Below are 21,936 nucleotides of genomic sequence, written 5' to 3' on the forward strand. Positions count from 1 at the left end.
TTTCACGACACTGCTTATTGCTTTGATTATTCTGCTTTTTCCCATGGTAGCCGGAGTGGGACTTGAACCCACACAGCGCGAACGCCGAGGGATTTTAAATCCCTTGTGTCTACCGATTCCACCATCCGGCCAGGGAAGAAAGTGGAGGCGCGTTCCGGAGTCGAACCGGACTAGACGGATTTGCAATCCGCTACATAACCGCTTTGCTAACGCGCCTTAAATCTTTTGTCTTTCGACCTGCACCCGCAAACTGCCGATGCATTAATCTGGAGCGGGAAACGAGACTCGAACTCGCGACCCCGACCTTGGCAAGGTCGTGCTCTACCAACTGAGCTATTCCCGCATGTTATCAAGTAACTATTTAACGACTTGCTAAGCACTTGATTTCATTATCGTCCGGCTTACTGTGCCGCCGTTCGATGCGTTGCATTCTACTGATATGACGTTATGAGTCAACGTTATTTTTTGCATCTCAGGATCGTTTGCTGAAAATTAAGCCGAAACGATCACTGTTCAAGCAAATCACCGCGCGCAGCGTTCAAATATTGCAACATTGACCACAATGTCAGCACCGCCGCAACCCACAGCAGACCAATGCCGGCCCACTCTACCCAGGCATTCGGACGCCACAGCATCCACACCAGCGCCGCCATCTGCGCAGTGGTTTTAACTTTACCGATCCAGGACACCGCCACGCTGCTGCGTTTACCCAGCTCCGCCATCCACTCGCGCAGGGCAGAGATAATAATCTCACGGCCAATCATGGTCGCGGCAGGCAGCGTCACCCACCAGGTATGATAATGTTCCGCCACCAGCACCATCGCGATTGCCACCATCACCTTATCCGCAACCGGATCGAGGAACGCGCCAAAGCGGGTACTCTGGTTCCAGCGACGCGCCAGATAACCGTCAAACCAGTCCGTCACGGCGGCAATCAGGAAAATAAGCGCACAGGCAAAAGGCGCCCAGACGACCGGCAGGTAAAATGCCAGGACGAAGAACGGAATGAGCACAACGCGAAAGAGAGTAAGCAACGTAGGGATATTAAATCGCATGATGACGGTAACTGTCTGTTGTCAGTAAAATTTAGCTCTATGTTGCTACAGAGCCCTCAATGTTTCAACGAGTAGTAGATCTTTTCTGCCAGCCCTTGCGAAATACCCGGCACTTTTGCAATTTCTTCCATACTGGCGTTGAGTAATCCTTGCAATCCGCCCATATACTTCAACAGCATCTGGCGACGTTTTGGCCCGACGCCTTCAATCGTCTCAAGGGTACTGGTATTTTTCACTTTCGCCCGTTTTTTGCGGTGTCCGCTAATGGCATGATCGTGCGACTCATCTCGGATGTGCTGGATCACGTGCAGTGCAGGGGAATCTGGCGGCAGGCTAAAGCCCTCGCCTTCCGGCTCAAAGAACAGCGTTTCCAGGCCAGCCTTACGATCTGCCCCTTTCGCTACCCCTAGCAGCAACGGATGGTTCTTATCCCACTCCACGTCGAGCGATTCGAATACCGCCTTCGCCTGCCCCAACTGCCCTTTCCCGCCGTCGATAAGGATAACGTCCGGGATTTTACTCTCTTCAATCGCTTTACCATAGCGACGACGCAGCACCTGATTCATGGCGGCATAATCGTCACCGGGCGTTATACCGGTGATGTTATAGCGACGATACTCTGCCCGCAGTGGGCCATTGGCATCAAAGACCACACACGACGCCACGGTCTGCTCACCCATCGTATGGCTGATGTCGAAGCATTCCATGCGTTTCACTTCCGGCAGCTTGAGCAGCGCAGCAAGCGCGGTTAAACGTTGGCTGACGGTCGATTGCTGGGAAAGTTTGGTGGTCAGCGCCGTGGCGGCATTGGTTCGCGCCAGCTTCAGATAACGCGCACGATCGCCGCGCGGTTTCGTCTGGACATTCACCCGGCGACCTGCCAGCTCTGAAAGTGAGTCCGCCAGCAGGGTTTTATCGTCCAGCGTGAAGTCGAGCAGGATCTCCGAGGGCAGCGTACGCATCTGGCTGCCCTGCAAATAAAACTGGCCGACAAATGTCTCCACCACTTCACCCATCTCAGTCCCGCCCGGCACTTTCGGGAAGTAACTGCGGCTGCCGAGCACTTTGCCCTGACGAATAAACAGCACGTGAACGCAGGCCAGGCCGGCGTCAAAGGCAACGCCGATGACATCGAGGTCGTCGCCCGTATTGGAAACAAACTGCTTCTCGGTCACCCTGCGCACCGCCTGGATCTGGTCGCGGATGCGTGCGGCCTCCTCAAATTCCAGCGCCGCGCTGGCTTTTTCCATGCGGGTAATCAGTTGCGTCAGCACCTGATCGTCTTTCCCGGCTAAAAACAGGCGGACATATTCCACCTGCTGCGCGTACTCTTCTTCGCTCACCAGCCCTTCAACGCACGGCCCCAGGCAGCGGCCAATCTGATATTGCAGGCATGGCCGGGAGCGGTTGCGATAAACGCTGTTTTCGCACTGGCGAACAGGGAAGATTTTTTGCAAAAGCGCCAGCGTTTCCCGCACGGCATAACCGTTCGGGAAGGGGCCGAAATATTCACCTTTCGCATGCTTAGCGCCACGATGCATCGCCAGCCGCGGGTGCGTGTCGCCGCTCAGGAAGATAAACGGATAGGACTTGTCATCACGCAGCAGAACGTTGTAGCGCGGCTGATACAACTTAATGTAGTTGTGCTCAAGGAGCAGCGCTTCCGTTTCCGTGTGCGTTACGGTGACATCAATGTTGTGTATAAGTGCGACCAGCGCTTCGGTTTTACGGGAGGCAAGGTTGCTGCGGAAATAGCTTGAAAGGCGTTTCTTCAGATCTTTCGCCTTACCGACATAGATAACCGTACCCCCAGCATCGTACATCCGGTAGACGCCTGGCTGGCTGGTGACGGTTTTCAGAAATGCTTTTGAATCGAACGCTTCACTCACTGACTTATTAACGACTCCGCATTGCACAAACCATGGCGAATGGCCAGGTGAGTCAGTTCGACATCACCGTGAATGTTCAGTTTACTGAACATCCGATAGCGATAGCTGTTGACCGTTTTCGGGCTGAGATTCAACTGCTCAGAAATCTCATTCACCTTCTGACCTTTAGTGATCATCAGCATAATCTGCAATTCGCGCTCAGACAAACTGGCAAACGGAGATTCCGTTTTTTCCGGTTCAATCTGACTCAACGCCATCTGTTGAGCAATATCTGAAGCGATATAGCGCTGCCCTGCGTGAACGGTGCGGATCGCATTGACGACTTCCTGCGGTGCAGCACCTTTACTGAGATACCCCGCAGCCCCCGCCTGCATGACCCTGGCGGGCAGCGGATTTTCGGTATGGACGGTCAGCATGATGACTTTGGTATCAACGAACATGCGCGCGATTTTGCGCGTGGCTTCAAGCCCGCCAATACCGGGCATGTTCATATCCATCAGCACCACGTCTGCGGAGTTCGCGCGACACCATTTGACGGCATCTTCGCCACAGCACGCCTCGCCGGCAACTTTAATACCCTTTATATCTTCAAGAATGCGTCGTATCCCTGCGCGCACCAGTTCGTGGTCATCAACAAGAAGGACGTTGATCAAAGGAAATGTCTCCAGAATAGGGATAACGCTACTGACTGCTAATTGGGTTTATATTAACGGTTTTCCATGCAAGATTAAAACGCTAAAAAATCGGCTATACGATTCGGGTCTCGTTTTTGGAAATTAGGCTGTACAGTAAGTGGAAAGAAAACCCATGTGTACTGGGCTTTACCGCTATTTTTTTAGCACCAGCATTCAAAAAGCCACCAAAACATTTGTTAACGTAAACTAAAAAATGCTCTCATTTTTTTGTAACAACAATTAACGGATGGCGTACCGGCGATAAACATTTAATTGTCGCTAACATATTGGGCAGATTACCTTCATAATCCGCACCGGCCAATAATCAATACGCGTAAAAGTATAAAAAACAACCACTGCATTTTTTGCCGCAGCTTGTGGTATACTCCGCCGCCTTAACTTTCATCGTCGCGCTCATGCGCTGTTTTATAATGAGGAAAATAAATGAGCACACCTGAATTTGCCACTGCCGAGAATAACCAGGAACTGGCACAGGAAGTAAACTGCCTGAAGTCGCTGCTGACGCTTATGCTACAGGCGATGGGCCAGGCTGATGCTGGACGTGTGATCATTAAAATGGAAAAACAGATCGCGCAGATGGAAGATCAGGCGGAATCCGCTGTTTTTGCCAATACAGTTAAGCAAATTAAACAAGCCTACCGCCAGTAACAAAAAAGGCTGGATGCAGTGCATTCAGCCTTTTCCTCGTCTGACACGCAGAACGTGATATCAGTCAAATAAGCCCAGTCGCCGCGGCATAACACGCTATCTGGATCTTATTCGGCGCGTTGAATTTCTTCTGCATATTCTTCTGATGGAAGTTGACGGTATTTTCCGAGATGGAAAGAATGATGGCAATTTCTGCCGACGTCTTCCCTTCTGCGGTCCACTTCAGAATTTCCCGTTCACGCTTGCTGAATTTCATTTCCGGCGGCATCACCGTCTCATGTTCAAAGCGCAACAGTGTAGTGAGCGCCATCTGAACCAGCATTTGTAAACGCAGCTCAATTTCTTCACTGGATATCGAGTGTGCCTGTAAGCTAGTACATGACACGGAGAGGAAGCCGAGCGCATGATTTGGCAGCATCAGACACTGGGTTATTCCCTTACGTAAACCGTGGTCCCGCGCGCCGTCCCATAATTGCTGGGCATCCGTGAATAATTCATCCGTCCAGGGCAAATGACCCTGAATGAAATTCTCCGGCTTCAGTACCGGGTCAATGGCGAAATAATTCTCGGATTGATATTGCGCCATCCATTGTTGCGGATAACTGGAATGGACGGATGTTCGCGGGCGGGTAAATGGCACAGGGTGTCGAACACAAAGCGCATAATAATCGAATTCAAGCGCCTGCGTTTGTCGCTGAAGTTCCTGATATACCTCGTCAGCACAGGTCATTTCCTGAAACCGGAGGACGCATTCCCGTCGCCAGGTGAAAAAGTCTATATCCCTCATACTTGCCGAATGAAGCCTCTGATAAAGATAATCATTATTATGGTGAATATAACCTAACACATAAAGCAGGATCATTTATATAAAATATCGACCACAGACGGATTATCTTTAATTTGGCGATGGCTTATCCACATCGGGTGGAATAAAAAATCAACAAAACTGAATTTATGGGAGGATAATTTGCTCCAGAAGCGACATCTGGAGCAAATTGAGCGTGAAAATGCTACTGCATTAAGAATTTTTCAAGGAACTGGCGGGTTCGAGGCTGCTGAGGATTGGCAAACAGCGCCTTAGCTGGCCCCTGCTCTACTATTCGCCCCTGATCCATGAAAATTGCCCGATCGGCAACGTCGCGAGCGAAGCTCATTTCATGCGTCACAATCACCATCGTGCGTTTTTCCTGCGCCAGCTGTCGGATAGTGTTAAGCACTTCCCCGACCAGCTCAGGATCGAGTGCGGATGTGGGTTCGTCGAAAAGGATCACATCCGGGCGCATCGCCAGCGCGCGCGCAATGGCGACACGCTGCTGCTGCCCGCCAGATAACCGACGCGGATAGCTCGTCTCCTTCCCGGCCAGGCCAACCTTCGCCAGCAGCTCGCGGGCGCGGGCCGTCGCGTCTTCCTTTGGTTCACCCTTTACGATGACCGGGCCTTCAATAATATTTTCCAGCACCGTACGGTGCGGAAAGAGATTAAAGCTCTGGAATACGAAGCCAACATGCTGACGCAGGCGGCGAATCAGCCCTTTTTGCTGGCTGATGGGTTTCCCGGTATCAATGGTGATATCGCCCACGCGGATCGTCCCACCTTCGGGCTGCTCAAGCAAATTAATGCTGCGCAACAGCGTGGTTTTCCCTGACCCACTCGGGCCGATAATTGCCACCACTTCGCCCTGCTCAACCTCAAGGTCGATGCCGTGCAGCACCGTTTGCCCGTGGAATTTTTTCACCAGGTTTTTGACGTCAATTGCACTCATTTTGGATCTCGCTCCTGGCGGTTAAGCTGGTTTTCAAAATAGTTTTGCAGGGCGGACAGCACCGTCGCCATCACCCAGTAAATCAGCGAGGCCGCCAGATACATGGTAAACACTTCCAGCGTGCGCGAGGTGATCAGCTGCGCCTGACGGAAAAGCTCCGGCACTTGAATGGTCGCCGCAAGCGAGGTGTCTTTCACCAGGCTGATAAAGCTGTTGCTCAGCGGAGGTAGCGCCACGCGCGCCGCCTGGGGCAGGATCGCCCGGCGCAGCGTCTGCCACGGGGTCATCCCGATACTGGCCGCCGCTTCCCACTGTCCTTTATCGATGGACGAGATCGCCGCACGCAGCGTTTCAGAGGTGTACGCCGCCGTATTCAGCGACAGGCCAATCATCGCCGCCGGGATCGGATCCAGCTCGATACCGAACTGGGGCAGCCCGTAGTAAATCATAAACAGCTGGGCGATAAGCGGCGTTCCGCGAAACACGGAGATGTAAAACCGCGCCAGCCACCGCACCGGCCAGATGTTCGACATGCGCATCAGTGCCAGCACAAACCCGAGCACCAGCCCGAAGAACATCCCGCCGATACTGAGCTGTAAAGTAAACACTGCGCCTTTAAGCAAGAACGGCAGCGAATCAATAACCAGTTGAATACTTTCTTGCATTATTATTTTTCTACCTGATTTTTAGACATGGGGATGATAGGCAAACAGCGCAGGCGCCCCGCCAGTATGAACAAACAAAATGGGTCCTTCATCCTTAAAGCGCTTGCGGGCGATGCCGTCGATAAGGCCCGCCATCGCCTTACCGGTATAGACAGGGTCAAGCAGAATACCTTCGAGGCCGGCCAGCAGCTTAACGGCCTCCATCCCTTCATCATTGGGGGTGCCATAACCCGGCGCGAAGTAGTCATCCCACAGCAATATTTCCGCCTTCGCCTGAAGCGCAAGCTGTTCTGCCACCGCCTGTTGCAGGGTGACGACTTTCGGCTTTTGATCCGCAACGCTTCTGGAGACCGTCACGCCAATCAACTCTACGTCCGGCATCAGTTGCTCAAGCCCGACCGCTAAACCGGCATGGGTCCCCGCGCTGCCGGACGCCACTACCACCGAGGACAAACTCACCGCGCCTTCGCACTGCTGGGCGATTTCCAGCGCGCTCTCAACATAGCCGAGAGCACCCAGCGCATTCGAGCCGCCAACCGGGATGACGTACGGACGAAAGCCCTGCGCTTTCAGGCGCGTCGCCAGTTCATCAAGCTGTGCAGCCGGGTCGGTCAACGCGTCAACCATTTCAACCTGCACGTTGAACAGATCCAGCATCAGGCGGTTACCGTTAGTCAGGTAATTCTCTGCCTGCGTGCCAATCGGGTTCTCCAGCAGGGCTACGCAGTGAAGGCCCAGCTTCGCCGCCACTGCCGCCGTCTGGCGAACGTGGTTAGACTGAATTGCCCCGGCGGTGATCAGCGTATCCGCGCCCTCGCGCAGGGCATCGGCGGCGAGAAATTCCAGCTTGCGCAGCTTATTCCCGCCCATCGCCATGGGCGTCACATCGTCACGCTTAATGAAAATATCGCGCCCCAGATAGTCAGAAAATCGCGGCAGATACTCCAGCGGCGTGGGTGCGCCGATAAATTTCAGACGGGGAAAGCGCGTTAAATTCTGTAGTGACATGGTTCCTCCGGTCACGCAAACAATTGTTATTTCATTATGCACGCAGACGCGCGAGAAATAAAAAAGGCGCTTTTAAAAGCGCCTTTTTTTGTCGGTCAGAGACTTATTTCGTCACGTCTGCGCCGAACCACTTCTCAGAAAGCGCCTTCAGGCTGCCGTCTTTCTGCATTTCAGCAATGGCAGCATCAATGGCTTTCAGCAGATCTTCGTTACCTTTACGCACCGCTACGCCGGACTCCTGACGGGAGAACGCATCGCCCGCGACGGCCAGGGTATTGTTGGTTTTCTTCACCAGATCCAGCGCTGCCAGGCGGTCAACCAGAATGGCGTCGATACGGCCTACGCGCAGATCCTGGTATTTCGTCGGGTCATCATCATAGGTGCGGATGTCCACGCCCTGCACGTTCTGGCGCAGCCACTCTTCGTAGTTGGTGCCCAGACCGACGCCGACTTTCTTACCTTTCAGATCCGCGGCGGATTTGATGCTGCCTTCGTTACCTTTCTTCACCAGCGCCTGGATACCGGACACGGTGTACGGCGTGGAGAAGTCATACTTCTTCTTACGCTCGTCAGAAATGGTCACCTGGTTAATCACCACGTCGATACGTTTGGAATCCAGTGACGCCAGCATACCATCCCATTTGGTCGGTTTCAGGGAGGCTTTGACGCCGAGATGCTTGGCCAGCTCCTGCGCAAACTCCACTTCAAAACCGGTCAGCTTACCGTCGTCGCCCTGGAAGCTGAACGGAGGATAGGTTCCTTCCAGCCCAACCAGCAGCGTGCCGCGCTCTTTGACTTTGTTGAGCAGATTATCTGCCGCGAACGTTTTCACGCTCATCCCCGCGACCAGCGCAACGGCCATCATCCCCATCAGCGCCTGACGACCCAGAAGTGCTAATTTCATAAGTACCCCGATACAGTGGAATTTTTGAGTAGTGTAGAGAAATCGCCTGCAACGTCAAAGGCGGCTGCGCTACATCTTATTCTTTTTTAATATATATCAGAAGTTGTTCCGGCGTGGACTTTCTGCTTTATGACGCCCGGCATCTGGACTTTATATTGCGCGTACTTTCGCAGCGCGATGCGGTAATTGTTGGTACTGGTGGCGGGCAGCCAAGGCTCCAGATTTTCATCCAGGTATCCGGTCGTCAGCAGATCGCGGGAGATATTTTGCATGGTCAAATGCTGACCCAGGCGGCGCAGGCGAACCACGTATTCACGCACAGTGCCGTGACTCATCTCCGTTTGTTCAAACAGGAATTGCTTGAAGCCGATAATATCGAAGAAGTCGCTTTGCTCTTTGCAATGGAGATCGCCACAGAAACGGCAAAGCGCTACCCACTCTTTTTGCTCTTCAAGCCAGGCGGCTTCATCCATCAGCGTGTCGAGGCGGGAAATCGCAATCTTATTCACGATTTCACCGCGACGAACCAACGTGATGCGGTCGAGTAATTTTTTACAGTGGGCGCAATGCGTCTGGCTGTGTTTAAAGTCTTTCAGGTAGCGGCTTAAAGGCCGTCTTTTAGATTGCTGCACCGTCATGATAACTCCTGGTTGTCAATACGTTGTGCGGCATTTCCAAGGCGAATAACTCACCTATAACTTACCCAGTTTTGTGCGCAGGCGTTTAATGGCCTGGCTGTGCAGCTGGCTCACCCGTGACTCGCCCACCTCCAGCACGGCGCCAATCTCTTTGAGATTGAGCTCTTCCTGGTAATAGAGGGTTAACACCAGTTGCTCACGTTCCGGTAAAGCTTCAATCGCTTCCATCACGCGCTGGCGTAAATTCCCTTCCAGTAAATGGTGTAACGGGTTTTCTTGCTGGTGTTCATCGGTCACCAGCTCGATGCTATCGCCATGCTCTTCGCGCCACTCATCATAAGAGAAGAGTTGGCTGTTATTGGTATCGAGCAACATCTGGCGATACTCTTCAACAGGAATGCCCAGACGCTCCGCTACTTCGGTTTCCGTCGCGTTGCGCCCCAGCTCCTGTTCCAGCTGCCCCATCGCATGCGCCACTTCGCGCGCGTTGCGGCGAACGCTGCGCGGCACCCAGTCGCGGCTGCGCAGCTCGTCCAGCATCGCACCACGAATACGCTGCACTGCGTAAGTCGTAAATGCCGTTCCTTGCAGAGCGTCGTACCGGTCAACTGCATTCAATAACCCGATACCGCCCGCCTGTAGCAGATCGTCCAGTTCCACGCTCGCCGGCAAACGCACCTGGAGGCGCAATGCTTCGTGACGCACCAGCGGAACATAACGCTGCCACAGCGAGTGTTTATCCATTACACCTTCAGCGGTATAGAGTGAATTCACGATAAACAGCCCTGCGTTAGTTGAGTTATCGGCATGATTATCCGATTCTGGAGGGGTTTTAATCGGGTGAATAGTGGGTGAAATGAGGGGTTATTTGGGGGGTTACGCGTAAATGCGGACAGAAAAAACCCCGCCGAAGCGGGGTTTGAGCGTAATCAGGCGATTAGCCTTGCAGCAGAGACAGAACCTGCTGAGGAACCTGGTTAGCTTTGGACAGCACGGAGTTACCGGCCTGCTGAACGATCTGCGCTTTAGACATGTTGGACACTTCGGTCGCATAGTCGGCGTCCTGAATACGGGACTGCGCTTCAGACAGGTTGGTGGTGGTGTTGTTCAGGTTGGTTACGGCAGAGCTCAGACGGTTCTGAACCGCACCCAGTGAAGAACGGAATTTGTCTACGGACGCGATAGCTTTGTCCAGCAGAGCCAGTGGATCGTTCGTAGCAGTGCCAGCAAATTCAGCTGTAGCAGAAGTGGCTGGGAACTGTGGGTTTGCAGCTGTACCAGTGCCAATCACTGCAGCTTTATCACTGAGTTGAAGCGTTACTTTATTAGTAGTCGCAGCGGTACCTTGTGCTGCTGTAGTTGCATCCCCTGTATCAACAAGTGAAGCTGCTTTTGCCGCGTAATTCTTACCTTGGAAAGTAACAAAGGCCGTTGCGTTTCCATCTTTATCAGCTGAAACTTTAACAAACTGACCTGCTTGTGTAGCAGCAGTAGTAAGACCATTTGCAGGATCTGTATACTCAACATCGGCCTTGTTAAGCGCAACTTTACCAGTTGCACGGTCTACAGACGCTGCGAAGTAATCGTTTCCTGACTTCACAACATAGTTTTTGGTTGCGTTACCGTCTTTGTCTAAAACGTTACTCAACGTTAAGGACGACGCATCAACGCCTAAATCTGTAGCTACAGCGCTGAGGTCAACCTTCAGAGGTGCGGTATTTGCGGCGTTATTAATTTGAGTAACAGGCTCGCTAACATTCAACGAGTTTTTAGATACCGACAAACCATTAAGACCTAAGGTTGAGGAATCAATCTTCTGTAGATCAATGGCAATTGTCTGACCATCATTAGCACCTACTTGAATTTTCATGGTGCCGTTTTTAGCCAGCACGTTCACGCCGTTGAACTGAGTCTGACCGGATACGCGGTCGATTTCGTCCAGACGGGATTTGATTTCGTCCTGGATTGAAGACAGGTCAGAATCAGAGTTAGTACCGGTCGTTGCCTGAACGGTCAGTTCACGAACACGCTGAAGGTTGTTGTTGATTTCAGACAGTGCGCCTTCAGTGGTCTGCGCCAGAGAGATACCGTCGTTAGCGTTACGTGCAGCCTGAGTCAGGCCTTTGATGTTAGAGGTGAAGCGGTTAGCGATAGCCTGGCCCGCAGCGTCATCTTTCGCGCTGTTGATACGCAGACCAGAAGACAGACGCTCGATAGAAGAAGACAGAGCGGACTGGTTCTTGTTGATGTTGTTCTGAGTGATCAGCGAGAGGCTGTTGGTATTAATGACTTGTGCCATGATTTCGATTCCTGTTGTTCATCAAATCTGTTTGGTTAGATTTGGGTTTCCACCCTTCGGCTTCATCGCCGTCAAAGGTGTTATCGTCTGGTCCAAAACAACCTTTAGATTTTTTTTCAGGATCGCGTTAATTTTTTTAGCCACGGAAAAGCTCTTCTCTATTAGCGTTATTCCCGCCATTAAAAAAAAGAAATTAACCGTAAACTTTCCCCCATTGAGGCCGATAACCCCACTATTCGTTCTACGTGTCGATAGATTAAGGAATAAATATGGCAAGTATTTCATCATTGGGGATTGGTTCGGGTCTTAAGTTAGCAGACATTCTGGATAGTCTGACCACGGCCGAAAAAGCACAGCTGACGCCAATTTCCAAACAACAGACATCGTATACCGCCAAGCTGAGCGCTTACGGCACGTTGAAAAGTTCACTGGAAGCGTTTCAGACCGCCAACACCGCGCTGAATAAAGCCGACCTGTTTACAGCGACCAGCACGTCGAGCAGTACCACGGCATTCAGCGCCACCACTACCGGCAGCGCGATTGCCGGTAAATACACCATCAGCGTGTCGCAGCTGGCGCAGGCGCAAACCCTGACGACCAAAAACGCGCAGCCGGATACCAAAACGGCCATTGCCACGGCTGACAGCAAGATCACCTTTACCGCCGGTAACGGTAAAGATCCGGTGACCGTCGATATCAGCGCGGCAAACTCCTCGCTGACCGGCATTCGCGATGCGATTAACAAAGCTGACGCCGGCGTGACCGCCAGTATTATTAACGTCGGTAATGGTCAGTATCGTCTGTCCATCACCTCCACCGAAACCGGGGCGGACAACGCGGTCAGCATCAGCGTGAGCGGCGACAGCGCCCTGCAATCCTTTATGGGTTACAACGGCACCAGCACCGACGCCAGCAACGGCATGACGGAAAGCGTCACCGCGCAGAACGCCAAGCTGAAGGTGAATAACGTCGATATCGAAAACAGCAGCAACACCATCAGCGATGCGCTGGAAGATATCACCCTGAACCTGAACGACGTCACCACCGGTAACCAGACGCTGACGATCGCTAAAGATACGTCGAAAGCTGAAACGGCGATGAAAGCCTGGGTGGATGCCTACAACACCCTTCAGGACAGTTTTGCATCATTAACCAAATATACGGCGGTTGATGCGGGTACAGATGCGCAGGACTCCAGCAACGGCGCCCTGCTCGGGGACAGCACGCTGCGTACTATTCAGACGCAGCTGAAAACCATGCTGAGCAACACCGTCGGCGGAACCGCCTATAAAACGCTGTCTCAGGTCGGCATTACCTCCGATCCAAGCACGGGCAAGCTGGAGCTGGACAGCGACAAGCTGAAAAAAGCGCTGACGGATAACCCGTCTGCCGTGAAAGATTTGGTTGTGGGTGACGGTAAAACCACCGGGATCACTACCACCATGGCCACCCATCTGACTGACTGGCTTTCCAGTAAAGGCATTATCCAGGCGGCCAAAGATGGCGTCAGCAAAACGCTGAACAAGCTGACGGATCAATATAACGCCGTGAGCGAACGTATTGACGCGAGAGTGGCGCAGTACAAAGCCCAGTTTACCCAGCTGGACGTACTGATGACCTCGCTGAACAACACCAGCAGCTACCTGACGCAGCAGTTCGAAAATACGTCCAGCAACAAGTAGTAAACGCTAATCAGACCCGAGGGGGATAACATGTACGGCGCAAAAGGCACGCAGGCCTACGCAAAGATAGAAGTTGAAAGCGCGGTGATGAGCGCCAGCCAGCAGCAGCTGGTAATCATGCTATTTGATGGAGCCCTCAGCGCGCTGGTACGCGCGCGTCTGTTCCTGGCAGACGGTAATATTCCTGCTAAAGGGCTGGCGCTCTCAAAAGCCATCAACATTATCGAAAACGGGCTGAAGGTTGGCCTGGTGGAAAATAACGGTGATGAGCTTACGCAAAACCTGATTGCCCTTTATGCCTATATGGTACGTCGCCTCCTGCACGCCAACGTGAATAACGACGCCAGCGCCATCGAAGAGGTGGAAAACCTGCTGCGCAATATCGCTGACGGGTGGAAGGAGGTTGCCGGTACGCCACAACTGATGCAGGACGCCGTCTAATGAGTAACGCACCGCAACTTTATGCCCTTTATCAGCAACTCCTTGAGCAGAGCCAGTTGATGTTGCGACTGGCGCGGCAGGGACTATGGGATGATCTGATCATCTGTGAAACCGACTATGTTAATGCGGTGCACTCACTGGCTCGTCTCACTCAGGAAAGTGAACCTTCGATGCAGATTCAGGAGCAGCTTCGCCCGACGCTGCGGGTGATCCTGGACAACGAAGGCCAGGTAAAAACATTGCTGCAAGCCAGAATGGATGAGCTAGCGAAGCTGGTTGGGCAATCCTCCATCCAGAAAACCGTTCTCTCCACCTACGGTAACCAGGGCGGTCATGTCCTTGTTCCGCAAAGTAATAGCGATATTAATTAGCCATTTAACTGGCGGGCAAGCGTTAACCGTTTCGTTCGCCAGGCATTTCTGCCAAACCTGCTCCATACTTGAGTTTCGCGACCTCATGGAGATGGTGCATGCGCAACCCAACACTTTTACAATGTTTTCACTGGTACTACCCCACCGGCGGTGAATTGTGGCAAGAAGTCACGGCATTAGCCCCCAACCTGAACGAAATCGGCATCAATATGGTCTGGTTACCCCCGGCCTACAAAGGCGCATCCGGCGGCTATTCCGTCGGGTATGACTCTTATGACCTTTTCGACCTCGGTGAGTTTGACCAGAAAGGCAGCGTCGCCACCAAATACGGCGATAAAGCCCAGCTGCTGGAGGCCATCAACGCCTTAAAAAGCAACCAGATTGCGGTGCTTCTGGACGTGGTGGTCAACCATAAAATGGGGGCCGATGAAAAGGAACCCGTCCGCGTGCAACGCGTGGATGCTCAGGATCGCACCCAAATCAGCGATGAGATCATCGAATGTGAAGCCTGGACGCGCTACACCTTCCCCGTTCGGGCCGGGCAGTATTCGCAGTTCATCTGGGATTACAAATGCTTTAGCGGTATCGACCACATTGAAAATCCCAGTGAGGACGGTATCTTCAAAATCGTTAACGACTACACCGGCGAAGGCTGGAACGATCAGGTCGACGACGAGATGGGCAATTTCGATTACCTGATGGGTGAAAATATTGATTTTCGCAACCACGCGGTGACGGAGGAGATCAAATACTGGGCGCGCTGGGTGATGGAGCAAACCCACTGCGACGGCTTCCGCCTGGACGCGGTAAAACACATTCCGGCCTGGTTCTATAAAGAGTGGATTGAACATGTCCAGGAGGTGGCCCCGCAGCCGCTATTTATTGTGGCGGAATACTGGTCTCACGAAGTGGATAAATTGCAGCAATACATCAATCAGGTGGACGGCAAAACCATGTTGTTTGACGCGCCGCTGCAAATGAAATTTCACGAAGCGTCACGCCAGGGACGCGACTACGATATGAGCCAGATTTTCACCGGTACGCTGGTGGAAGCCGATCCGTTCCATGCCGTAACGCTGGTGGCCAACCATGACACCCAGCCCTTGCAGGCGCTGGAAGCCCCGGTTGAAGCCTGGTTCAAACCGCTGGCCTACGCGCTCATCCTGCTGCGTGAAAACGGCGTGCCGAGCGTGTTCTACCCGGATCTTTTTGGCGCCAGCTATGACGACACTGGCGGGGATGGTGAGACGTATCACATTGATATGCCGGTGATTGAACAGCTCCACGAGCTGATCCTCGCCCGGCAGCGTTTTGCCCACGGCGTGCAAACCCTCTTTTTCGATCATCCAAACTGCATTGCGTTTAGCCGCAGCGGGACAGAGGAGCACCCGGGCTGTGTGGTGGTGCTGTCGAATGGTGATGACGGTGAGAAGACGATCTGCCTCGGCGAGAATTACGGCAATAAGACCTGGCGTGATTTTTTAGGCAACCGCGAGGAAACCGTGACCACGGCGGCGGATGGCGAAGGGACGTTCTTCTGTAACGGGGGAAGCGTCAGCGTTTGGGTGATTGAAGACGCGCTGTAGTACGGGAAAGGTGCGGCCTGATGCCCTCACCCCGACCCTTTCCCACAGGGAGAGATATCCCCAGTAATTTGAAAGCAGAAGCAATAACGTTGCCTTCATAATAACTGAGGACTTTCAGCGATGCCCTGGTCCGGCTGTAAATCGCCGAAGCGTTTCCGTAAGGCCGGGGCGAGGCGCAGGGAAGCGCCGAGAGGGCGTGGCCTGCATGGATGCAGGCTCATGCCCGACCCGATAGCCTGAAGGAAAAAGCTGAGGGTACCGCGAAGCCGCGATTTTCCGCCGGGAGCCCGGGTCGCCAGGGTGGTGGCGACTGAGCCACCCTGGCACGTTCACCGCTCATGTCGCTACAGAGTAGCAAGGAACATAAAGTGAACGGAATGACCACCACAGCCGTATGTTCCCCCTCACCCCAGCCCTCTCCCTCCAGGGAGAGGGGGCCGACGGTGAAGGCATTATTTTGTGGAGATCCCTCAGACCACGGGTAGAGGGCGCAAACTCCAAAACGGTTACGGAAGCTTACTCTCCAGCGGATTCTTGCTCAGGTAATCTGCGCATTCCACCGTTGGGCGGTCAACTTTGTAAAGTTCCATGCCGTCATACTCCAGCGCCGCCCCATCACGATCGAGCGGATAGACGTCTCGTTTTTCGGTCACGTTATAATAATCATCTGAACGCAGCATGATCTTACCCGGCACCGCGATAACGCGCTGCCACTGACGGCAGTCCAGGGTATCACCCTCTGGGGTCACCACCAGCGTGGCAATCGCCTCCGGGCTCACCATCGCGCTCTGCGGCCCTTTCGACTGCCAGTAACCTGCCAGATGCGAAGGTGCCGGATGCTTAACCACTTCCTGATAGTTTTCGACCTGAACGCATCCCGCTAACGTCAGCATTGCAGCCACAATTGCTACTTTTTTCATCATCTTTCCTGCATGCGAAGAAAAAAATATTGTGGCATTAAAGCCATCAGGCTGCCAGCGTAAGATAGGTATTGATTAAACCTGCATCCCCATGACTTCCTGATACGCCGACACCAGCTTGTTACGCACCTGCAACCCCATCTGCAATGACACCGACGCTTTTTGCAGATCGGCCATCACATCGTTGAGCGCCACGCCGGGTTCACCGAGGGTAAATCTCTCAGCCTGGGTACGGGCCGCGTTTTGCTTATCGCTGATCCGGTCCAGCGCCGCATGCAGTTGACCGGCGAAGCTAATGCCCTGCGGCTGGTCAGTTACGCTCTGATTACGGGCGGTCATCGCCGTCGCCTGTAACTGACTGAGTACCCCTTCAATGCCCTGTATAGCCATGACTCTCCCCTGGATGGTTTTTTACGAGGTCAAGACTAACAGCTTGTCAATAAGATAATGGCGGTAAATAGCGTTAAAAAACCAGGTTATTTGACGCATAGAAAATCCCGAATCATCAAATAATGGCAGGGCCATCAGTATGGAACTTTTGTCGTGTTTGCCGACCCGGGAGTCAGTTTTGTTTCTCTACACGAATAACGTAAACCACCAGGATTTAAGAGGTGCGCAATGAGTGCGACAGCAGCATCGACAGCGCCGCAGAATAAATCACTCGAGTGGATGAACCGCCTTCGCGCCAACCCTAAGATCCCGTTGATTGTGGCAGGCGCTGCCGCCATTGCGATCGTTGTCGCGATGGTCTTATGGGCAAAAAGCCCGGATTACCGCACGCTCTACAGCAACCTTTCCGACCAGGATGGCGGTGCCATCGTCACCCAGCTGACCCAGATGAACATCCCGTATCGCTTTGCCGATAACGGCGGTGCGCTTGAAGTGCCGGCAGATAAAGTGCACGAGCTTCGCCTGCGTCTCGCCCAGCAGGGACTGCCGAAAGGCGGCGCGGTTGGGTTTGAACTGCTGGATCAGGAAAAATTCGGCATCAGCCAGTTCAGCGAGCAGGTTAACTACCAGCGCGCGCTGGAAGGTGAGCTGGCCCGTACGATTGAAACCTTAGGCCCGGTGAAAAGTGCCCGCGTGCACCTGGCGATGCCAAAGCCGTCCCTGTTTGTTCGCGAACAAAAGTCCCCTTCTGCCTCTGTGACGGTTAACCTCGAACCCGGTCGTGCGCTGGATGAAGGGCAGATCAGCGCCGTCACGCACCTGGTCTCCAGTGCGGTAGCCGGTCTGCCGCCGGGTAACGTTACGCTGGTGGATCAGAGCGGTCACCTGCTGACGCAGTCCAACACCGCCGGGCGCGATCTCAACGACGCCCAGCTGAAATACGCCGCCGACGTGGAAGGCCGTCTCCAGCGCCGTATCGAAGCGATTCTGGGCCCGGTGGTGGGCAACAGCAACGTGCATGCGCAGGTTACCGCGCAGATTGATTTCTCGAATAAAGAACAGACCGAAGAGCAGTACGCCCCGAACGGGGATGCTTCTCGCGCCGTGTTACGCTCGCGTCAGATCAATGAGACGGAACAGGTCGGTGGCCAGTATCCTGGTGGTGTGCCGGGTGCGCTCTCTAACCAGCCTGCGCCTGCCAACGCCGCGCCAATCTCCACGCCGCCGGCCAACCCGCAGAACGGTCAGCAAACGAATCAGCAGACGACCTCGACCGCGAACAGTGCCGGCCCGCGTAACAGCAGCCGTAACGAAACGACCAACTACGAAGTCGACCGGACTATCCGCCATACCAAACTGAACACGGGAGATATTCAGCGTCTCTCTGTTGCCGTGGTGGTGAACTACAAAACGCTGCCGGACGGTAAACCGCTGCCGCTCACGGCAGAGCAGATGAAGCAGATCGAAGATTTGACCCGCGAAGCGATGGGCTTCTCTGAAAAACGTGGCGATACCCTCAACGTTGTGAACTCACCGTTCAACCCGGTGGATGAGACCGGTGGCGAACTGCCGTTCTGGCAACAGCAGGCGTTCTTCGATCAGCTGATGTCCGCAGGCCGCTGGCTGCTGGTGCTGATTGTTGCGTGGCTGCTGTGGCGTAAGGGTGTCCGTCCTCAGCTTCAGCGTCGCGCTGAAGCCGAAAAAGCCGCGCTGGAACAGAAGAACGCGCGTCCGGACGAGGAAGAAGCGGTTGAAGTTCGTCTCAGCAAAGATGAACAGATGCAGCAGCGCCGTGCTAACCAGCGTATGGGCGCAGAGGTGATGAGCCAGCGCATTCGCGAAATGTCAGATAACGATCCGCGCGTCGTCGCGCTGGTCATCCGCGGTTGGATGGGTAACGAACATGAGTAATACGCTTACAGGCACCGATAAGAGCGTCATCCTGCTGATGACCATTGGCGAAGATCGCGCGGCGGAGGTGTTTAAACACCTCTCTCAGCGAGAAGTGCAGATCCTCAGCGCGGCGATGGCCAACGTGCGCCAGATCTCCAACAAGCAACTGACCGAAGTGCTGGCGGAGTTTGAGCAGGAAGCCGAGCAGTTTGCTGCGCTCAACGTCAACGCCAACGAATACCTGCGCTCCGTGCTGGTTAAGGCGCTGGGCGAAGAGCGCGCCGCCAGCCTGCTGGAAGATATTCTCGAAACGCGCGACACCGCCAGCGGGATCGAAACGCTCAACTTTATGGAACCGCAAAGCGCCGCCGATCTTATTCGCGACGAGCACCCGCAGATTATCGCCACCATTCTGGTCCACCTCAAACGGGGCCAGGCGGCCGATATTCTGGCGCTGTTCGACGAGCGCCTGCGCCACGACGTGATGCTGCGTATCGCCACCTTCGGCGGCGTCCAGCCAGCCGCGCTGGCGGAGCTGACCGAAGTGCTGAACAACCTGCTCGACGGCCAGAACCTCAAGCGCAGCAAAATGGGCGGAGTGAGAACGGCAGCGGAAATCATCAACCTGATGAAAACGCAGCAGGAAGAGGCGGTTATTACGGCGGTGCGCGAGTTCGACGGCGAACTGGCGCAGAAAATTATCGACGAGATGTTCCTGTTCGAAAACCTGGTCGAAGTGGACGATCGCAGCATCCAGCGCCTGCTTCAGGAAGTGGATTCGGAGTCCCTGCTTATCGCCCTCAAAGGCGCCGAGCAGCCGCTGCGCGAGAAGTTCCTGCGCAACATGTCCCAGCGTGCGGCCGATATCCTGCGCGACGACCTGGCCAACCGTGGCCCGGTGCGTTTGTCTCAGGTGGAGAACGAACAGAAAGCGATCCTGCTTATTGTTCGTCGTCTGGCAGAAACCGGCGAGATGGTGATTGGCAGCGGAGACGACACCTATGTCTGATGAACTGTCGTGGAAGCGCTGGACGCCTGACGACCTCTCCCCTCCCACCGCAGAGTTCACCCCTGCCATAGTGTCGTCCGATGAGGGCGACGCCGGGGCGGGCGTGCCCGAGCTGAGTGAAGAGGAACAGCGCGCCCAGATGCTGGCCCAGATGCAAATGCAGGCGCACGAGCAGGGCTTCAACGCCGGGATGAACGAAGGCCGTCAGACCGGGCACGCACAGGGTTATCAGGAAGGGCTGGCGAAAGGTTTAGAGCAGGGCATTGAGCAGGCGCGCCAGCAGCAGGCGCCGCTGCATGCCCGCATGCAGCAGCTGGTGAGCGAGTTTCAGCACACGCTGGATGCGCTGGACAGCGTGATTGCCTCGCGCCTGATGCAGATGGCGCTGGAGGCGGCCCGTCAGGTGATCGGCCAGACGCCGGTCGTGGATAACGCCGCGCTGATTAAGCAAATCCAGGGGCTGCTCCAGCAGGAGCCGCTGTTCAGCGGCAAACCGCAGCTGCGCGTGCATCCTGATGATTTGCAGCGCGTGGAAGAGAGCCTCGGCGCGACGCTGAGCCTGCACGGCTGGCGGCTGCGCGGCGATCCGTCGCTCCATCACGGAGGCTGTAAGGTCTCGGCGGATGAGGGCGATCTGGATGCCAGCGTCGCGACCCGCTGGCAGGAACTGTGCCGCCTGGCGGCACCGGGAGTCGTCTGATGACCGCTCGCCTTACGCGCTGGCTTAACACGCTCGATAATTTTGAAACGAAGATGGCGCAGCTGCCATCCGTTCGTCGTTATGGACGCCTGACGCGTGCCACCGGTCTGGTCCTGGAAGCCACAGGTCTGCAACTTCCGCTCGGCGCCACCTGCGTGATTGAGCGTCAGGACGGGAGTGAGACGCGTGAAGTGGAAAGTGAAGTGGTCGGGTTTAACGGCCAGCGACTGTTTCTGATGCCCCTTGAGGAAGTGGAAGGGATTTTGCCCGGCGCCCGCGTCTACGCGAAAAACATCAGCGGTGACGGCCTGCAAAGCGGCAAACAGCTCCCGCTCGGTCCGGCGCTGCTGGGCCGCGTGCTGGACGGGAGCGGCAAACCGCTCGATGGCCTGCCCTCCCCTGATACCACCGAAACCGGCGCGCTGATCACCCAACCCTTTAACCCGCTGCAACGCACGCCAATCGAGCACGTACTGGATACCGGCGTGCGGCCGATTAACGCCCTGCTCACCGTGGGACGCGGCCAGCGTATGGGGCTGTTTGCCGGCTCCGGCGTGGGTAAATCGGTCCTGCTCGGCATGATGGCGCGTTATACCCAGGCGGACGTTATCGTCGTCGGCCTGATTGGTGAGCGTGGTCGCGAAGTCAAAGATTTCATCGAAAACATTCTTGGTGCGGAGGGTCGCGCCCGCTCGGTGGTGATCGCCGCCCCGGCGGACGTGTCACCGCTGCTGCGTATGCAGGGTGCCGCCTACGCCACGCGTATCGCGGAAGATTTCCGCGACCGGGGCCAGCACGTGCTGCTGATTATGGACTCCCTGACCCGCTACGCGATGGCGCAGCGTGAGATTGCGCTGGCCATCGGCGAGCCGCCCGCCACCAAAGGTTACCCGCCGTCGGTCTTCGCCAAACTCCCGGCGTTGGTTGAGCGTGCGGGGAACGGCATCAGCGGCGGAGGCTCCATCACCGCGTTCTATACGGTACTGACCGAAGGCGATGACCAGCAGGACCCGATTGCCGACTCCGCGCGCGCGATCCTCGACGGCCATATCGTGCTGTCGCGCCGTCTGGCCGAAGCCGGACACTACCCGGCGATTGATATTGAAGCCTCGATCAGCCGTGCGATGACGGCCCTGATCACCGAGCAACACTACGCCCGCGTGCGTAACTTCAAACAACTGCTCTCCAGCTTCCAGCGCAACCGCGATCTGGTAAGCGTCGGGGCGTACGCTAAAGGCAGCGACCCGATGCTCGATAAAGCGATTGCCCTCTGGCCGCAGCTGGAGGCATTTCTGCAACAGGGTATTTTTGAACGCGCCGACTGGGAAGATTCCCTCCAGGCACTGGAGCTGATTTTCCCGCAGGTGTAACACAGGTGGA

The 21,936-nt window shown here is 54.9% G+C and carries 23 protein-coding genes and 3 tRNA genes; 10 read left to right on the forward strand and 16 right to left on the reverse strand.

The annotated features are described in order from the left end of the window. Positions 1–44: 44 nt before the first annotated feature. The 6 genes from ACQG1K_RS13735 to uvrY form a co-directional block, all read right to left on the reverse strand. A tRNA-Leu gene (locus ACQG1K_RS13735) sits at positions 45–131 on the reverse strand. A gap of 11 nt (positions 132–142) precedes the next feature. After that, positions 143–216: transfer RNA gene (locus ACQG1K_RS13740), tRNA-Cys, on the reverse strand. Between the two features lie 51 nt (positions 217–267). Then, positions 268–343, reverse strand: a tRNA-Gly gene (locus ACQG1K_RS13745). Between the two features lie 163 nt (positions 344–506). Then, the gene (pgsA, locus tag ACQG1K_RS13750; protein WP_003859652.1) at positions 507–1,055 is read right to left on the reverse strand and encodes a CDP-diacylglycerol--glycerol-3-phosphate 3-phosphatidyltransferase; all 549 of its coding nucleotides are present in this window, start codon (positions 1,053–1,055) and stop codon (positions 507–509) included. A 56-nt stretch (positions 1,056–1,111) separates the two neighbouring features. Beyond that, on the reverse strand, positions 1,112–2,944 hold the full coding sequence (uvrC, locus tag ACQG1K_RS13755; protein ID WP_022648536.1) for an excinuclease ABC subunit UvrC: 1,833 nt from the start codon (positions 2,942–2,944) through the stop codon (positions 1,112–1,114). Next, a complete protein-coding gene (uvrY, locus tag ACQG1K_RS13760) occupies positions 2,941–3,597 on the reverse strand; it encodes a UvrY/SirA/GacA family response regulator transcription factor (protein ID WP_017384478.1) in 657 nt (218 codons plus the stop codon). The genes uvrC and uvrY overlap by 4 nt, the downstream gene beginning before the upstream one ends. Positions 3,598–3,995: 398 nt before the next feature. Between uvrY and ACQG1K_RS13765 the strand changes: the two genes are divergently transcribed. Continuing rightward, complete coding sequence (locus tag ACQG1K_RS13765) at positions 3,996–4,076, forward strand: hypothetical protein (RefSeq protein WP_418235935.1); 81 nt, start codon at positions 3,996–3,998, stop codon at positions 4,074–4,076. Then, positions 4,063–4,287, forward strand: a complete 225-nt coding sequence (locus tag ACQG1K_RS13770) for a DUF2594 family protein (protein WP_003859644.1) — start codon at positions 4,063–4,065, stop codon at positions 4,285–4,287. Before ACQG1K_RS13765 ends, ACQG1K_RS13770 begins: the two co-directional genes overlap by 14 nt. Positions 4,288–4,351: 64 nt before the next feature. On the opposite strand, the gene sdiA is transcribed toward ACQG1K_RS13770, so the two are convergent. The 8 genes from sdiA to ACQG1K_RS13810 all read right to left on the reverse strand — a co-directional run bounded on the left by sdiA (position 4,352) and on the right by ACQG1K_RS13810 (position 11,564). Beyond that, a complete protein-coding gene (gene sdiA, locus ACQG1K_RS13775) occupies positions 4,352–5,074 on the reverse strand; it encodes a transcriptional regulator SdiA (RefSeq protein WP_032622448.1) in 723 nt (240 codons plus the stop codon). Between the two features lie 223 nt (positions 5,075–5,297). Beyond that, on the reverse strand, positions 5,298–6,050 hold the full coding sequence (gene tcyN / locus ACQG1K_RS13780; RefSeq protein WP_023306513.1) for an L-cystine ABC transporter ATP-binding protein TcyN: 753 nt from the start codon (positions 6,048–6,050) through the stop codon (positions 5,298–5,300). After that, entirely contained in the window at positions 6,047–6,715 is a 669-nt protein-coding gene (tcyL, locus tag ACQG1K_RS13785) for a cystine ABC transporter permease (protein ID WP_003859632.1), read from the reverse strand. The genes tcyN and tcyL overlap by 4 nt, the downstream gene beginning before the upstream one ends. A 21-nt stretch (positions 6,716–6,736) precedes the next feature. Continuing rightward, entirely contained in the window at positions 6,737–7,723 is a 987-nt protein-coding gene (dcyD, locus tag ACQG1K_RS13790) for a D-cysteine desulfhydrase (RefSeq protein WP_426720835.1), read from the reverse strand. Positions 7,724–7,826: 103 nt separating this feature from the next. Continuing rightward, on the reverse strand, positions 7,827–8,627 hold the full coding sequence (gene tcyJ / locus ACQG1K_RS13795) for a cystine ABC transporter substrate-binding protein (RefSeq protein ID WP_045622422.1): 801 nt from the start codon (positions 8,625–8,627) through the stop codon (positions 7,827–7,829). Positions 8,628–8,713: 86 nt separating this feature from the next. Further along, complete coding sequence (gene fliZ, locus ACQG1K_RS13800; protein ID WP_023300482.1) at positions 8,714–9,265, reverse strand: flagella biosynthesis regulatory protein FliZ; 552 nt, start codon at positions 9,263–9,265, stop codon at positions 8,714–8,716. A gap of 54 nt (positions 9,266–9,319) precedes the next feature. Continuing rightward, positions 9,320–10,039 carry an RNA polymerase sigma factor FliA gene (locus tag ACQG1K_RS13805; protein WP_003859623.1) on the reverse strand — a complete coding sequence of 240 codons (720 nt, stop codon included), beginning with the start codon at positions 10,037–10,039 and terminating at the stop codon, positions 9,320–9,322. 163 nt (positions 10,040–10,202) lie between these two features. Further along, entirely contained in the window at positions 10,203–11,564 is a 1,362-nt protein-coding gene (locus ACQG1K_RS13810) for a flagellin (RefSeq protein ID WP_032624022.1), read from the reverse strand. A gap of 269 nt (positions 11,565–11,833) precedes the next feature. On the opposite strand from ACQG1K_RS13810, the gene fliD reads away from it, so the two are divergent. The 4 genes from fliD (at position 11,834) to amyA (ending at position 15,644) form a co-directional block, all read left to right on the forward strand. Next, positions 11,834–13,246 carry a flagellar filament capping protein FliD gene (fliD, locus tag ACQG1K_RS13815; protein WP_063162927.1) on the forward strand — a complete coding sequence of 471 codons (1,413 nt, stop codon included), beginning with the start codon at positions 11,834–11,836 and terminating at the stop codon, positions 13,244–13,246. A gap of 30 nt (positions 13,247–13,276) precedes the next feature. Next, positions 13,277–13,687, forward strand: coding sequence for a flagellar export chaperone FliS (gene fliS / locus ACQG1K_RS13820; protein WP_003859616.1), 411 nt, complete (start codon positions 13,277–13,279; stop codon positions 13,685–13,687). Then, on the forward strand, positions 13,687–14,058 hold the full coding sequence (gene fliT, locus ACQG1K_RS13825; RefSeq protein ID WP_006811148.1) for a flagella biosynthesis regulatory protein FliT: 372 nt from the start codon (positions 13,687–13,689) through the stop codon (positions 14,056–14,058). Before fliS ends, fliT begins: the two co-directional genes overlap by 1 nt. Positions 14,059–14,156: 98 nt before the next feature. After that, a complete protein-coding gene (gene amyA, locus ACQG1K_RS13830; RefSeq protein ID WP_023300485.1) occupies positions 14,157–15,644 on the forward strand; it encodes an alpha-amylase in 1,488 nt (495 codons plus the stop codon). 506 nt (positions 15,645–16,150) lie between these two features. Here amyA and yedD read toward each other — a convergent pair. Continuing rightward, entirely contained in the window at positions 16,151–16,564 is a 414-nt protein-coding gene (gene yedD, locus ACQG1K_RS13835; protein ID WP_022648547.1) for a lipoprotein YedD, read from the reverse strand. Positions 16,565–16,639: 75 nt separating this feature from the next. Beyond that, positions 16,640–16,954: a flagellar hook-basal body complex protein FliE gene (fliE, locus tag ACQG1K_RS13840; RefSeq protein WP_038416322.1), complete on the reverse strand. Its 315-nt coding sequence runs from the start codon at positions 16,952–16,954 to the stop codon at positions 16,640–16,642. Positions 16,955–17,182: 228 nt separating this feature from the next. Here fliE and fliF point away from each other — a divergent pair, with 228 nt between their 5' ends. Genes fliF through fliI form a run of 4 tightly spaced genes read left to right on the forward strand, consistent with a single transcriptional unit; the run spans position 17,183 to position 21,926 of the window. Next, complete coding sequence (gene fliF, locus ACQG1K_RS13845; RefSeq protein ID WP_022648549.1) at positions 17,183–18,865, forward strand: flagellar basal-body MS-ring/collar protein FliF; 1,683 nt, start codon at positions 17,183–17,185, stop codon at positions 18,863–18,865. Then, complete coding sequence (fliG, locus tag ACQG1K_RS13850) at positions 18,858–19,856, forward strand: flagellar motor switch protein FliG (protein ID WP_003859608.1); 999 nt, start codon at positions 18,858–18,860, stop codon at positions 19,854–19,856. Before fliF ends, fliG begins: the two co-directional genes overlap by 8 nt. After that, entirely contained in the window at positions 19,849–20,556 is a 708-nt protein-coding gene (gene fliH / locus ACQG1K_RS13855; protein ID WP_022648550.1) for a flagellar assembly protein FliH, read from the forward strand. The genes fliG and fliH overlap by 8 nt, the downstream gene beginning before the upstream one ends. Beyond that, complete coding sequence (gene fliI / locus ACQG1K_RS13860; protein WP_032624018.1) at positions 20,556–21,926, forward strand: flagellar protein export ATPase FliI; 1,371 nt, start codon at positions 20,556–20,558, stop codon at positions 21,924–21,926. Before fliH ends, fliI begins: the two co-directional genes overlap by 1 nt. The last annotated feature ends 10 nt before the right edge of the window (positions 21,927–21,936 follow it).

The sequence above is a fragment of the Enterobacter cloacae complex sp. 402C9 genome (genome assembly GCF_050030745.1).
GTDB classification, from domain to species: domain Bacteria; phylum Pseudomonadota; class Gammaproteobacteria; order Enterobacterales; family Enterobacteriaceae; genus Enterobacter; species Enterobacter intestinihominis.

Excerpts from the sequence above, each read along its gene's own strand:
- pgsA (WP_003859652.1), bottom strand. The coding sequence starts at position 1,055 with ATGCGATTTAATATCCCTACGTTGCTTACTCTCTTTCGCGTTGTGCTC.
- ACQG1K_RS13770 (WP_003859644.1), top strand. The coding sequence starts at position 4,063 with ATGAGCACACCTGAATTTGCCACTGCCGAGAATAACCAGGAACTGGCA.
- sdiA (WP_032622448.1), bottom strand. The coding sequence starts at position 5,074 with ATGAGGGATATAGACTTTTTCACCTGGCGACGGGAATGCGTCCTCCGG.
- tcyN (WP_023306513.1), bottom strand. The coding sequence starts at position 6,050 with ATGAGTGCAATTGACGTCAAAAACCTGGTGAAAAAATTCCACGGGCAA.
- tcyL (WP_003859632.1), bottom strand. The coding sequence starts at position 6,715 with ATGCAAGAAAGTATTCAACTGGTTATTGATTCGCTGCCGTTCTTGCTT.
- dcyD (WP_426720835.1), bottom strand. The coding sequence starts at position 7,723 with ATGTCACTACAGAATTTAACGCGCTTTCCCCGTCTGAAATTTATCGGC.
- tcyJ (WP_045622422.1), bottom strand. The coding sequence starts at position 8,627 with ATGAAATTAGCACTTCTGGGTCGTCAGGCGCTGATGGGGATGATGGCC.
- fliZ (WP_023300482.1), bottom strand. The coding sequence starts at position 9,265 with ATGACGGTGCAGCAATCTAAAAGACGGCCTTTAAGCCGCTACCTGAAA.
- ACQG1K_RS13810 (WP_032624022.1), bottom strand. The coding sequence starts at position 11,564 with ATGGCACAAGTCATTAATACCAACAGCCTCTCGCTGATCACTCAGAAC.
- fliD (WP_063162927.1), top strand. The coding sequence starts at position 11,834 with ATGGCAAGTATTTCATCATTGGGGATTGGTTCGGGTCTTAAGTTAGCA.
- fliS (WP_003859616.1), top strand. The coding sequence starts at position 13,277 with ATGTACGGCGCAAAAGGCACGCAGGCCTACGCAAAGATAGAAGTTGAA.
- fliT (WP_006811148.1), top strand. The coding sequence starts at position 13,687 with ATGAGTAACGCACCGCAACTTTATGCCCTTTATCAGCAACTCCTTGAG.
- amyA (WP_023300485.1), top strand. The coding sequence starts at position 14,157 with ATGCGCAACCCAACACTTTTACAATGTTTTCACTGGTACTACCCCACC.
- yedD (WP_022648547.1), bottom strand. The coding sequence starts at position 16,564 with ATGAAAAAAGTAGCAATTGTGGCTGCAATGCTGACGTTAGCGGGATGC.
- fliE (WP_038416322.1), bottom strand. The coding sequence starts at position 16,954 with ATGGCTATACAGGGCATTGAAGGGGTACTCAGTCAGTTACAGGCGACG.
- fliF (WP_022648549.1), top strand. The coding sequence starts at position 17,183 with ATGAGTGCGACAGCAGCATCGACAGCGCCGCAGAATAAATCACTCGAG.
- fliG (WP_003859608.1), top strand. The coding sequence starts at position 18,858 with ATGAGTAATACGCTTACAGGCACCGATAAGAGCGTCATCCTGCTGATG.
- fliH (WP_022648550.1), top strand. The coding sequence starts at position 19,849 with ATGTCTGATGAACTGTCGTGGAAGCGCTGGACGCCTGACGACCTCTCC.
- fliI (WP_032624018.1), top strand. The coding sequence starts at position 20,556 with ATGACCGCTCGCCTTACGCGCTGGCTTAACACGCTCGATAATTTTGAA.